Annotated in this window: 8 protein-coding genes; 5 read left to right on the top strand and 3 right to left on the bottom strand. The window is 51.1% G+C overall.

Annotated elements, in window-relative coordinates:
• Positions 1-76 precede the first annotated feature (76 nt).
• From AACR77_RS23010 to AACR77_RS23000, 3 genes are all read right to left on the bottom strand, one after another.
• Positions 77-1,810 carry a hypothetical protein gene (locus AACR77_RS23010; protein WP_042879028.1) on the bottom strand — a complete coding sequence of 578 codons (1,734 nt, stop codon included), beginning with the start codon at positions 1,808-1,810 and terminating at the stop codon, positions 77-79.
• The gene (locus AACR77_RS23005; RefSeq protein WP_042879027.1) at positions 1,798-2,547 is read right to left on the bottom strand and encodes a hypothetical protein; all 750 of its coding nucleotides are present in this window, start codon (positions 2,545-2,547) and stop codon (positions 1,798-1,800) included. Before AACR77_RS23005 ends, AACR77_RS23010 begins: the two co-directional genes overlap by 13 nt.
• Before the next feature lie 323 nt (positions 2,548-2,870).
• Positions 2,871-8,183 carry a DUF4011 domain-containing protein gene (locus AACR77_RS23000; RefSeq protein ID WP_052224756.1) on the bottom strand — a complete coding sequence of 1,771 codons (5,313 nt, stop codon included), beginning with the start codon at positions 8,181-8,183 and terminating at the stop codon, positions 2,871-2,873.
• A gap of 425 nt (positions 8,184-8,608) precedes the next feature.
• Between AACR77_RS23000 and AACR77_RS22995 the strand changes: the two genes are divergently transcribed.
• The 5 genes from AACR77_RS22995 (at position 8,609) to AACR77_RS22975 (ending at position 13,460) form a co-directional block, all read left to right on the top strand.
• The gene (locus AACR77_RS22995; protein WP_042879024.1) at positions 8,609-9,502 is read left to right on the top strand and encodes a helix-turn-helix transcriptional regulator; all 894 of its coding nucleotides are present in this window, start codon (positions 8,609-8,611) and stop codon (positions 9,500-9,502) included.
• A gap of 126 nt (positions 9,503-9,628) precedes the next feature.
• Positions 9,629-10,297: a TM2 domain-containing protein gene (locus tag AACR77_RS22990; protein ID WP_052224755.1), complete on the top strand. Its 669-nt coding sequence runs from the start codon at positions 9,629-9,631 to the stop codon at positions 10,295-10,297.
• Positions 10,298-10,309: 12 nt separating this feature from the next.
• Positions 10,310-10,999 carry a hypothetical protein gene (locus AACR77_RS22985; RefSeq protein WP_042879023.1) on the top strand — a complete coding sequence of 230 codons (690 nt, stop codon included), beginning with the start codon at positions 10,310-10,312 and terminating at the stop codon, positions 10,997-10,999.
• Between the two features lie 161 nt (positions 11,000-11,160).
• On the top strand, positions 11,161-12,603 hold the full coding sequence (locus AACR77_RS22980) for a hypothetical protein (RefSeq protein WP_042879021.1): 1,443 nt from the start codon (positions 11,161-11,163) through the stop codon (positions 12,601-12,603).
• A gap of 368 nt (positions 12,604-12,971) precedes the next feature.
• Positions 12,972-13,460, top strand: a complete 489-nt coding sequence (locus tag AACR77_RS22975) for a hypothetical protein (protein WP_081999341.1) — start codon at positions 12,972-12,974, stop codon at positions 13,458-13,460.
• Positions 13,461-13,606: the final 146 nt, after the last annotated feature.

Below are 13,606 nucleotides of genomic sequence, written 5' to 3'. Positions count from 1 at the left end.
CCGAAAAGCGGCTTAACTATGTGTCCGGATTTAGTTGACCACAACAAAATGACTTTGAAAGTTATCATTGCGATACCTAGGCTGCATTTCGTTTTCGTTGAGATTCATTGCTTAACGCCGCCTGTAATTGTTTCTGAAGCGCGGCCACGTTGACCTGAACCTCTCGCATTGTGCGCTTTGGCTCGGCGCAATGATACAGACATAACAGCGCCAGGGAGCCGACCAGGGGGATAATCACATAACAATGCTGGAGCAGAACTGCGTTAACCGGGTAGACGAACTCCTGTAACCGGATGATGAACTCCAACCCCAGCGAAAATGCTCTGCCGCTATTGAGGGTAGTTGCCGCGGAAAAGGTCTGATATGCCTTGGCTTCGACCAGGGGATTAGCTGCATAATACAGAGCCGACACCCCCGTTGAGACCAGGGCTATAGCTGCGGTCATGGCTTTCAAGGTGCGAGCCTTGCTCTGCTCATCGAGCAAACTGCGGAAGATCAAGGTGGTGAGCTTCATCATGTGGCCAAACCCCCCGAGCAGCGACAACAGCAGGGCCAGCGGAACAACCACCAGGGTCTTGACTGCGGAATCGGCCTTCTCAGCCAGCGGTCCCGGCCCCACGAATCGAGCGGTGGACGAATCCACCTGCGCTTGTAGCCTGGCGATGATGCTGTTTGCTATTGGGCGGTACACCTGGCGCTCGATGTCAGCAAACTCCGTCACAAGCGGGATCCGCCTACTTCCGTCTACTCCCAGCTGCTCGCGCACCGCGGCCTGTACCGGTTTGAGCAGCATGAACGATTCGATAGTCACGTAGCGACTGGGATTGCTGATCCCCATCGAGTCGCCCAGAGCCTTCCAGGTGTCACGATAGGCTTTCTGCCGCACCACAGCCTCGAAAGTCTTGCGATCGGTAGGGCGCCAGTTATTCGGCACTGGCACCCCAGCCTCGCGCACCTTTTGACGTACCTGGGCAAATTTAGAGGACGGGACCTGGTAAGGGCGGGCGTGTTTGGTGAACAGGTTAGTAAACCCCGCACGTTTTAGCTGGAACAGATAGTCATCCCAAGCGTCTGTGGCTGCTTGCTTCAATGCCTCCGGGCTAGTCCTTACAACGGCCTTGTTATAGGCGCGGGTATATTCCATATAGCGTTCTTCCACCCCCCGAACGATCTGGGGCCAAGTGTCATTGTTGAACTGGGCTGGAGACCCCAGGCATTTGGTCCGATCATCGAGGGCGTCGCAGGGCTTGGTCACGCTGATGGAGATCGCCTTTTTCAGCAGCAGGGTCATCTCGTCCTGGACATTGGGGTAGTTGAACGCCAATGCCGGGAAGATGGCAACGAATGCCATTACGGATGACTTGTGCTCCAGCACCTCCGGGGTATGGATGCTCCGTAAGTTCAGGGTGCCATTCGAGAGGCTACGGCCCGCCAGGGTCAGCAAAAAGGCGCCTTTTCTTGCTTCAGCGGTAGCAAACTCGGTCTGAATCCGATGGTCGATGAACGCGTCCTGCGCTTTATGGTTCAGACCCGTGAACAAGAGTACCAGCCCGAACGACCAAAGGATCCGACGGGAGGGTCGTATGTGCTGTTTGTCGATGAACATCCCGATGAACAGCAGCGAGATGGCCATCCCCGTCAGCAGCCGCCCGACGTTTTCGAGCTGGTTGATCTCATCCAGGGTTGCCTCCCGGCTGCATAGCTCCAGCAGGCTTGCGCTGAACGCCAATTCGCACAACAGATAGAGCAGGGTGAGCCAAAACAGTTTTGTGCCAAGCAGCGCCTTAAAGCGCCATGTTATTGCTCCCATGTCACCACTTCCTGGGTGGTCTGGCTGGAGACCTTCTTAATCTTAATGGTGCCAGGCTGATAGGTTGCCTGGCGAATGACCGCAGGGGTGCTGGTGGCCGGTCTGGTCTTGGCTGCCGGGGTGCGTTTGCTTGATACCGTTGCCGTCTGCTTGGGACGCGCTGGCGAGCTCTGGCGAGCTGTCTTTGTTTCGGTAGGGGTTGCCACTGGCCGCTGGTATCGGTATTCAGCAAATTTGGCCTGGCGCACGTCGAATGCGTAAAGCGAGTCGCTTTTCCCTGCAGGGTCTTCAAACATGATGTATTGCCCATTACGGGTTACGGTGTTCTTGGTGTACGGCTGGCATCCTGGGAACGGGTGGATTACGGTTTGGCGGTCGTCGTACCACACAGCCCATTGCGCTGTGGGGCAGTTGGCGCTGGTCCCGCGCACGACGACAAGCCCCGTCCGTGCAGATGTGTCGATAAAGTTTTCGAGCGAGCTGAATCCGGTCATCCCCCGGATGAGATCGCCGATGGTCATGTACGCCGTGGTGATGTCATAGGTGCCATCTAATCTGTTGCGACGAACCTTCCCGAGGTAGGGGCGATCCCCACTGAGAGCGAACGACCCTACGGACTCATAACTCGCGAAACTGGCCAGCGGCCCAACGATAGGTATTACGGCGTTGCCTTGTGTCGAGCACCCGGTCATTAAGAGACCGGTGACGACGATGGCGGGTAACGTTGCTTTCTTCACTACTCACTCCCTTCAGTGCTGCTCCAGGAGCAACAACAACCTATCCAAGCCCACCAAGAAAAAATGGCTGAATCACCCCAAGTTCACTAAACACTTTTCAGCCTTACCATGAAGCGATGACTGGAGGGTTATGGCCCTGATTCACTCCTGAGTGAACTTCAATTACCCAAGGCGAGAAATGCACTATCCGACGCAAACCATGAGCAATGTGCATTTCTTATGGTTAGTAACCATTTGATTTATATGCAAATCATCGATAGGTGTAACAACACTATTGGGGATAAACACATAACGCTGTATATACCCCCACCAGAGAATTTCATTTAACCCGGTTGTACTTCAAGACGCGCTTGCTCTTCCAATACGTCTAGCCGTGCTAGAAGCGCTTTCAGGGGGATCTCTCGGTTAAACCACCAGTCAGTCGACCAAATACGGTGAATATTCCAGCCTAAACCTTCAAGCACCATTTGGCGCAAGCGATCTCGATCACGAGCACTCGGTGCGGAATGATAAGTAGCGCCATCGCACTCTACTCCCAGCAAAAATTTTCCTGGAGCATGAGGATTGACTACAGCCAGGTCGATTCGATAACCGGATACACCAACTTGTGGCACAACACGCCACCCACGGTTACGCAAGGCGTCAATGACCTGATATTCAAAAGGACTATCAGGTTCCCGCCCAGTTGGTATGGCTTGTTCAGTCAAAACACGGGCGCCATGCAAAGCGAAGTCCAGATAGGCTTTTAGATCTGCCACCCCCCTGGCATTAGTGCGCGATAGATCAATGTCCTCTGGCCGTAGGCTTGAGAATATCTTGACTTTGTGTCGAGCACGGGTAACAGCCACGTTAAGGCGGCGATGGCCCCCTTCCTTGTTCATTGGACCGAAATTCATACTCAACTTTCCACTTGCATCCTTAGCAAAGGTAATTGAGAACAAGATGATGTCACGCTCATCACCCTGAACATTCTCCAAATTCTTGATGAAGAGTTCTTCTGAGCCAGCCTGTGCAATAGCCTCATCCAGTTGCCGATTCGCAAGGCGCCGCTGATCCATTAGTTTCTCTATCAGAGCCTGTTGAGTAGAGTTAAAGGTAATGACTCCAATGGAGAACTTCTTACCAGCACCTGAGAGATAGTGCTGCTCGATCTCATCAACGATCTTGGCCGCTTCAATTTTGTTTGTGCGCGACTTGCCGGGCTCATATACCCCTTTCGAATCAACAAACTCCACAGAGTTATCCGTTTCCACGGGACTTGGGAAAGTAACTAAATCCGACCCGTAATACTGGTGGTTACTGAATGTAATCAACCCTTCGTTACGTGAACGATAGTGCCAAGCCAACCGAGACAATGGCATGCCACAGGACAAACATTCATCCAGAATAGATTCCATCTCGATGAGACTTTCATCATCAAAGTTTCCAGAGGCATCCGAGGCACTAAAGAAGTTGGTCGGAGGTAGCTGTTTAGGATCACCAACACAAATCAATTGCTTACCGCGTGAGATTGCACCAACAGCGTCCCACGTCGGTATCTGCGAGGCTTCATCAAATATAACTACATCGAACATCTGAGCGCTCGTGTCTAGATACTGTGCAACGGACTGAGGTGACATCAGTAAACAGGGTTTTAAGCGTGGCAGCACTGCGGAGGATTTTTTAAGCACCTCTCTTATCGGACGATGCATCTTCTGCTTCTGCGCTTCATGGCGCAAAAACCCTATTTCCCCTTTCAAGTCACCCGTCAATTCTGACCCAGTTGGAATCTTGCCGCGCAACTTGGCCTGTACATACTGAACTGTGAGTTTCTGGAAACGCTCATCAGCCTTTTGGAACTCTGCAATTTTATGGGCTTGTGATGCGCCAGAGAAGTTCGCGAGCAACGGCTCTCTATCCAAAATGCACTTTAGCCACCAGCTAGCATAAGACACCACAAAATGATCTTTAAGATCAGCAAGATCTACTGCACCTTGCTCGACCTGCTCAATCAAGCCCTGCAATCCAAGTAATAAAGCCTTCGCACGGGAGTCATTCCAGACACACCATGGTTGGATTTCCTGTTTATGTGACTGCCACTGAGCATGCATTGAACGTATGCAACCCAGTAAGCCCACTTTGGCCGAGCCCCCCAAAAATTCGCTATTACCAGTGAGCTCCCTAAGGCTGGTGAACAGCGCGATGAAGCCCGAATAAGAAGTCCTGTAAGCCTGGGCCACGTTATAGAGCCGCCCACCCGGTCTAAAGGACTCATTTTGATCAGAAAGCAGCACTCGAAGCGAACTTCGGGCGATGTCTAACTGCTCCATCTGTGCGTCAAAGGCTTTTTGCACAGATAAAGCCAAATCATCCATCCAGCGAAGGTAGGCTGCCGCCTGACTCCAGTCGGTATTCTCGGCCTTAAAAACGTCTCCCAAGCAACCTGATCCGATTGCTGCATTTTCGTGAAGGTACTGATCCTCTACATTTAATTTGGCCAAATTATCAAGGAATGCGTCCATCTCCTCGTCCGCAACGCGCGACTTATCAAGGCTAAAAAGTCTAATCTGATTAGAAATCTTCCGCTTAGTAAACCATTTCTTGGGCCACCAATCTTGGGATGCCGCTCTCCATTGGAGTTTTAACGGCGCGGCTTTTAGCGTTTTTAGTTCCGCGTCGTAATTCTTGAAGAATGACCATAGGACGGTACGCTGCTCGCCATGCCGGATAAGTTCGCCCAATTTCTTACGTTCTTGTGTGCTGAACGCTTGACTAGCTGACTCCATCGGCACCTGTGAAACGTTAAGTAAAGCAGCAGCAAGTTCATCAATGGACTGCAACTGATCCAAGCTCGCTTGATTAGCCTCGATTTTTACGAGCGCGGAGAAATCCTGCAAGCTGGCCTCGATATCGCTCACTTGCTCAACGGATTGCTTAGCCGTTTGCAATAGGCTGTCCTGCCAAGTAGGAGTCCAAGTTGTCTTCTTTACTTCATTGAGCGGGTGAGTCGATATTTTGGAAAGGCGTGTAGCCAACGCTGCCAAATCACCCACAAAATCTTCCAGACTGCATTTTTCCTTGTAGTCATGTGTCTCTGGGTCAGTCCAATCAAAGCGAGCTGGTTCTTTGTCGCTCACTAACGTCCAGCCCATAGCTTCGTACACTGTCAAACCGTTTCTATGTGTCTGATGTAACACCCTAACCAAGGCATTCAGTTCGTTTCTCAGCGCAGCCAACCGCTCTGCCTCGTACTCCCAATCAGCAACGAGTTTGTTGTCCGCGCATTCGAGCACCTGCACAAACTGCTTGGAAATCTCTGATTTCTTCGCTTTAGTCGAATGCAGCTCTAGGCAGAACTCCGCCAACCCAATGTCTGTTAATCGGTTGTGTACTACCTCCAACGCAGCCATTTTCTCAGCTACAAAGAGCACAGTCTTACCATTGGCCAGGAAGTGAGAGATGAGGTTGGTAATAGTCTGAGACTTGCCCGTTCCTGGAGGTCCCTCAACGACCATGTTTCGACCCTTTTCGGCTGTGCAGATGACAGCCAATTGAGACGAGTCAGCCAACAATGGTGTGTACAAAGATTGAGGTGAGAAGTCGCGATCCAAATCCTCAGGCCTGATTGCTTTTGTGTCATCCTGGAAATTTTCACCGTGATGGTTAACCAAATGGTCTACCACCTTATTTTTGAGTAAATCCTGAGAATTTTTGGATAAATCTCTCCACATGAGGTACTTAGCAAAAGAATACAGTCCAAGATAAGAATCCTCGATGACTTCAAAACCTTTCAAGTCCTCAATTTTCTTCCTTAATGTCGCAAAAATCTTGTCTACGTCCACACCGGAATCATCATTTGGAAGCTGCCCGTCGAGATACGGTAAAGAGATGTCAAATGTTATTGCCAGCTTTTGTAAGAGTGTGGGGTTAAAAATTGTTTCCTCATCAAGACGTTCCAATCGGATGCCAGAGCCTACCGCACCGCGTTTCAATTTCACAGGAACTAGGAGAATTGGCGCCTTCAATACAGTCTCGGCTTCTGGGGTTTCTTTCCAGCATAATGTACCCAACGCAATATATAGACTGTTAGATCCGGTCTCATCTAAGGTGTTTTTAGCCTCACGGAATATAACAGTGGCGTAGTCCTGCAGTTTTTCTTTTTCTACATCAAAACAGATTTCTTTTTTTGGTAGCGCCGATTGAGCATACTGCTCAGCCGAGGTCATGCCGTATTCGGCTTTAAATTCTTCCTCACTTCGGGGGTCGCCCATGTCAGCCATTGAACGTTTGGCTACGAGCTTGAATTCACCACCTGCTGCCAATGCGTCTTCAAGATCCCCCGCATCATGAGTCACTACTTTTAGGAATTTTTTGCTGGGTTTGAAATTTAGTAGACGATTTCGTAAAGTCAGATCAAGCAGTTTGGACTTCCAGTTTGCCATACGACCTTCCGGAGTGTTGTCAGTCACTACGTTTTCGGTGGTTATGACTCCTGGATCTAATGGCGGCAATTCCGGGACATCTTCAATAATTGGTCCTGTTGGTGAAAAATCCTCACCATAGTCGACAGTGCCTTTGCCTAGCGCTGCAATAGCACGCATCGGGCGAATGTGATTCTGGCGAGCCCGCTTGATGTCAATCGCGTATTCAAAAGTGTGCTCCTGGGCTTCTTCCAGATAATTTGCTGCATCGGCAATAGCCTTTTTCATAGAAGCGGCCTGAGGAATCACTGTGGTCTCAAGCGTGAGAAATTCTCCGGAGGCAATTCTCTTTCTCACATCTTGAGCGCAGTCTTCTACCGGGTTGGAAAAGTACGAATCAACTAACCAGACCCCAACCCAAGCATGACCTTCCTTGACCAAAATTACGGGGTTCAAACCCGCCTGTTCCAGACAAGCCGCCAAAAGTACGCTGGAATCCAGACAAGTCATCATCTTGCCATCGAGGATCTGGGCAGTAGTCCGAATCTTCTGTCCTGTTCGCTCGAAAGAGGCAGGCGGCGGTGCGTAATGGAACCCCATGTTTGCTAGAGTTTGGTAAATTGCATTTACCTGTTTCCAGACATACTCACGGTTTTTACTCTGATATCCATTCATGCTCAAGCCTGTGGATGACTTAAGCAAAGAAGATGCGGCTGACAGTATGCGATCAACTTCTATAGGCGTGGGTTGAACATGTGCAGCCAATAGCTCTGGTAAACCCAGTGTTGCTCCCCACTCGTTACGAGCTAATACACGAATCGGTTCGTTGTGAACCAAAGGTTCTTCGCCTTCTTTAGACACGGTAATTATGATGTTACCGGTCTCAGCCTCATCCAGATCGAATAGATAGTCGTGGTTTAGCGAGAGTTTTAGTTGAACTGAGTTGAAGGTTCGAGACTCTTCAGCACCGAAGATATCAAAGGTGAAACGCTTGGGTTCAAAAAATGCCGGATTGACACTTATCTGAAAATCCACCTGCCTGAACGACTGTTCGCTTTTGTTGCGAATAATTAAACGCTGAATTAGTGGAATATTATTTTGAGCTGCGGCGTAATTTACTATCTTTGCCGCTTCAATTGAAATCTCAAATGAATTACGAAATAAAGTGTCTGAGGACTGCACCTCCGTATTAACCACAACACCTTCATTTGGTAGATTCTCGGATGTATCACTCATTCACTATTTCCTTATATCGCAATCAAAGACAAGCCATATCACTCGAAACCATGTTACCAAACAAACACAAAAACCCTCCATAAAGAAAGGGAATGGTTCTGGGGTCTACCATAACGGACAACCCGTTGTATAGACAATCTAAATTAACACATCTTTCTTATTGTGCGCTGTGGCTCACCGAGCGGTTAAAAAACACACATAGTGGTTTAACCACTTGATAGTGGTTTTAGTTCCTCCCGAACACAAACACCATCGTTGCCTGCTCAACCACTCCTCGCCCGCAGATAACAAAACCCAACCTCTGATGACAAAAGCCCATCGCCGATGATGGGTTTTGCGAAAAACTGCCTGTCAGCCAATTCGTCACGCCGTGTCGCGGCCTGTTTGGATAATCCACGACACCGTTATTCCCCTTGCTTGATGGTATGCACGAACACGACAAGATTGCTCAGCGCCTCGGTATGCTCCTCACCCGCCTGTACAGCGGTGAGAAGCTACACCTGAGTGATCTGGCCACCGAGTACAACGTCACCGTGCGCACCCTGCAGCGGGATTTCAATCAACGCCTCAGTTATTTACCGATAGAGCACCGCAGCCAGCAATACTGGCTGGATCCTGAGTTTCTCAATCACAAGAACGACAGAAAACTGCGAAAGCTGGCCGAACAGCTTGGCATCACCGACCTGTTCCCCCGCGCCAGTGAACATCGTCTGGGTCAGCTGCTGGACAGAGGCAACCCCAGTCTCTTCGCCATCAAGGGGTTCGATGGTCAATCAGCTGACTCACTCATTCACCAGATACCGGTATTAGAGCAGGCAATGACTCAGCATCTGCAATGCTGGCTCATCACCAAAGACCAGCGCAAGCAGCTGTTTAGTCCCTATCAGCTCGTCAACTACAAGGGTACTTGGCACTTGGTCGGTGTCAGCGAGGGAAGGTTGCAAGCCTATCCGCTGAGCTCCATCACACTGGTTGAGCTATCGCAACAGACCTTCACCCGTGACGCGTACATTCAACGACAGATCGATACCGACCCGACGCTCTGGCGCTCCGGCATGATCGAGGTGCTCCTCAAGGCCAGTGCCTCCATCGCCCTCAACTTTCAGCATAGCCCGTTGCTGCCCGAGCAAGAGATTGTCAAAACCCTGGATGACGGTGCGCTGTTATTGAGCAGTCGCGTACTCGATGCCAATCAAATTCTGCCTGTCATCAAATCCTGGATGCCGGGGCTCACCGTGATCTCGCCCGGTTTTATCCATGAGCAGATCGTCCGTGATTTACGCCATTTATTGACCCTGATGAGTCAGGCTCCACCCTGATTCATTTGTGACAAAGATCCCAGTTTATACATCTGGCGACAGCGCCTGACATGCCGCGACACCACCTGTCGCCGCTGTTTCACATTGTCGTCAACCATCCCGCAGTCGATACCCAAGGAGTCATGCATGAACACCATCAGCCTGCAAAAAGTGTCCGACAACACTCTTTGCTCCAGCAGTCCCTATGAGCCACTTTTCGATCATGTCGCCGCCCATTTGCAAGCACAGGGCGGCACGTTGAAAACCATTGAGCGCGCCCAAGGCAGGATCGAAGCCGCATGGAAATATGGCTTTAACCCTTTCGGTATGCGCATCACCGTGAATTTCGCCTCCCAAGGCGATGAGACCATCCAGCTCACCCTCAATGGCTCGTTTGTCGATGCCATCGATACCTTCGGCGCTGCAAAGAAGAAAGCCAGGGCAATCACGGATGAACTGCTGAAGCCTATCGATATCGCAGCATGGCCGATTAAAGAGGGGGCAACAGCCTCCACGCCCCCCTCTGCCGCAACCACTCCCCCGCAGGCACCGCTAAACGGCGCAAACGCCGTTGCGCACCGTGGCAAGCGCAAGGGGCTCACCGCTGTGTTCGCATTCTTGGGCGGCGGCATTGGTCTGCATAAGTTCTACACCGGGAACTGGGGGTGGGGGCTTATCTACCTCGCACTCTGCACCACCGGCCTTCCCCTGCTCTTGTCCGTAATCGAGTTCATCCGTGTTTTGTGCCTGACACAGGAGGAGTTTGACCGTCGCTATAACTACCGCTCCATATCCGCGTTTTCATGGGTGTTGTGAGGAGCGCCTTGTATGAACATAAAAACTGCAGTCGGTTTACTGATGCTCTGCTCGACAGGCGCTCAGGCCGGTTTGCTCAGCCTGCTGGATGTGGCAACCCTCAAGGAAAGCGAGCTGGAGATGTGCCCGAACATCTCCGTCGAGAAGATGGTCAACAGCTTTTTCGAAGACCCCGAGTGGACCGGTGGGAAAGCAGCGGATGGTCGGAAATTGGTGAATGTCAGCGGCACCATCACCTATGCCAGTCAGCCCGCACGGGCCATGGTGCAGGTCTGGATGCAAGATGATGGTTTTTCTGTGGAGGCGCTGGAGATTAACGGGCGACCACAGCCAGAGGGGATGCTGGATCTGCTGCTAGAGAAAATGTGCCAGAGCGCCAGAGGCGCTGACCATACCGGGGATCCACAGCAACAAGCCGTGGCGCTGCCGTTCACGGGAACCCGGTACTTCAACTTCGGAGGTGAAAATGGGATTCAACAATCCATCACTATCGCCCCCAACGGACGCGTCACATTGAGATCCCATGGTGCGACCTCTGTCTCAGTCGATTATCAGGGCATGTATGAAAACCCACTGCTGACCCCGGCGGGTAACTACCGCGTTCATGCCGACAAGATATATGTCACCGACGAAGGCGGAGACTTCCCTGACCCATCAGAGTGCGAAGTCATCGTGTGCGAGACAGAACTGTCTGCACCTTGATGCACTGAAGCCGAAACACAACGACAAGCACGGTGAATAGAAACTCATAAATCAGAGGCTAATCAACATTTTATAGCCGTACACCGAGATAAAATTATCACGATGATAACGGACCATGCTCTGGGCGTTATCGCATACCAATAATAAACGGGAAACTAACAATGAAGAAAACCCCCTTGGCCATGATGCTGATGGCTACTTTGTCAGGCTGTGGCGGTGATGGTAGCGACGGTGGAAACACGGATAGTCCAACCCCACCGAATGCCTCCTTGGCGATGTCAGGAAAGGCGATTGATGGATACATTCAAGGCGCTACCGTCTATCTCGATCTCAATTTCAACCGTCAGTGGGATGATGGTGAACCCAAGACAACCACCAATGATGCCGGTGATTATCGGTTAGAGCTGCCGGTAGACCTGCAAACCTGCGCTCAATACGCCCCCTTGGTGGTCGATGTGCCCGTGGATGCCGTGGACCAGGATCTTGGCCCGGTAACAGAAGCCTATCAGATGGTCCTTCCTCCCACCTTTGCCCCCATCACCAAGGATGATGTCTACCATGTGACGCCGCTGACCACGGTGCTCTGGAGCAGTGTAGAAAGTGAGCTGGCAGCCCAATCACAGACGACTTGCCAGACCGTCATGGCGAACCGGCAAAAGCAGGAACAGTTGATCGCCTCGATGAAACAGGCCGTCAGCCGGGTTGTCAGTCACTACAACATTTCCGAGCAGAAGTTGTATACGGACTTCATCGCCAGCGGTGATAGCGAGACTGGCATGCTGGCCCAGGAGATCGTGCGCGGCTTGCAGCAGTCCTTCACCGAGACAGAGGCCTTGAAACGGGAAAACCCGGACGCCACCTTTGTCTATGTCGATTACCACAAGGGGGATAGTCGCGATCACAACAATGCCTATCCGGAGGCTTGGTATCGTGAAACCCTGTTGCACCGTGGGACTCAAAGTAGCACCGAGCTGGTGAAGGTGAGCGATGATTTCACACAAGTCATCAAGACCATCATCTATGGCGAAGAGCGCCTTGTGGCAGGCAGTAACTACACCTACACAACCCGCTACGATTTTGAGTCGCGCAATGGGGATAACACCCCCTATAGCTGCGACATCAAGGAGACCCTCTCGACCCGTGCAAACAGTAAGACTTACATTCTGGAGAATCTGTCCAATACGTCGGCAGAAAGCTTCGACGATTGTACTCCTGACGATATGGCAGCAGCGATCACCCACCGCTACGCCTTCATCAACTACAGCAACAACGATCTGAGCTACTCCACCCAATTCATGTATAACCGGCAGGCGGGCGCATTCAGCTTCCTGAACGACTGGGTTGGTCTGGAAGCACAGCTATCCAGCCTGAACATGGGTGAGCTCACTGCAGCTCTCGAAGCCCTCCCCTATCAGTATGACGAACCATCACAAGATCCTGATGCGGCTAGCTGGGTCAAGAACATGACGGCCAGTGAAAATGGCAATACCATCAAAACCAGCTACAACAGCAGCGGCCTCTATCAGAAGCAGACAACCTATGCGGACGGTACTCATAGCCTGGAATGTGGCACGGACGGAGTAAACTGGGGAGCCTGTCAGTAATCCGGCACCATAGAGCGGAAAAACGCAGAGGTCAGGGCCGGTCGGCACTGGCCTCTTTTTCGCACAGCTTAGCTAAAACTGAACCATCCTGACTAATGGCCGAGACGCGTCCCCTGATTTAGCTTCAATCGCCCACATGAAAATCAATCATCCTGCGCAACACGCGTGAAATGCGCATTGCCGACTGTACGTAACCATCTGATTTATTGACGAAGAAGTAATAGGTGTGACAGCGCCATTGGGGATACACTGAATCGCCCATGTGCTCTAGAAACACCCCATACATCATGGTCACAGGTCTAGATATCTGCCGGGCTCAGCTGATCATGGTCATGTAGTGGTAAACGTTATATGAATATGGAGAAGATGTGGAAACGTTAGCCCGGAGATTAGCCGCGATTGATGAGTTGGAAACTTGGAAGCTACATTGTCATGGGTATAGTGCTCAAGATAAACAGTCGGCTTTTGAGCGTGCCCAACCTCTCTGGGTGAAGCGCAAGGTCTCAGAGGGTACTCTATATCTACATCCGGATGTTATTGCTGAACTTAGAGGGCAAGATTGGGTCCCAAATGACCTTCAGAAACGCATGATATGGGCAAGCGTGTTAGCCTCCGCTGAAGGAACCACCAGCAGGGAGCGTTTTAAAACAATCAAAACATGCATACTAAAAAAGTATGGTCGTGATTGGTGGGAAGATGTTTACCGCCGTCAAAAGCACGCATTTGCGGCCAAAGAGCGTATCCGTAAGCAATCTGCATCCCCTGCTGTTAACATGCTCATCGCAAATACACACTTGTTCGGTGAAGCTGCAAGAGATCAAGTAAAGACGGCGTTGAGTATGATACCTAAGGGCTAAAAGCAGTCACTCTCCTCCCCCCCCCCTACATTACGATTCCCTGAAATACTCGACCAAAGAAGACTGAGATGGCACGCTACGTGACAAGACTCTCAATTCTTGATTGTACAGATCTAGTTATCACCTGACACCGGCCTCAAACCGGT

Origin of the sequence: Aeromonas sp. ZOR0002, from assembly GCF_963866995.1 — a bacterium.
GTDB lineage: Bacteria > Pseudomonadota > Gammaproteobacteria > Enterobacterales > Aeromonadaceae > Aeromonas > Aeromonas caviae.
The sequence above is the reverse complement of the archived record's forward strand: the minus strand, read 5'-3'. Positions and strand labels throughout refer to the sequence as shown.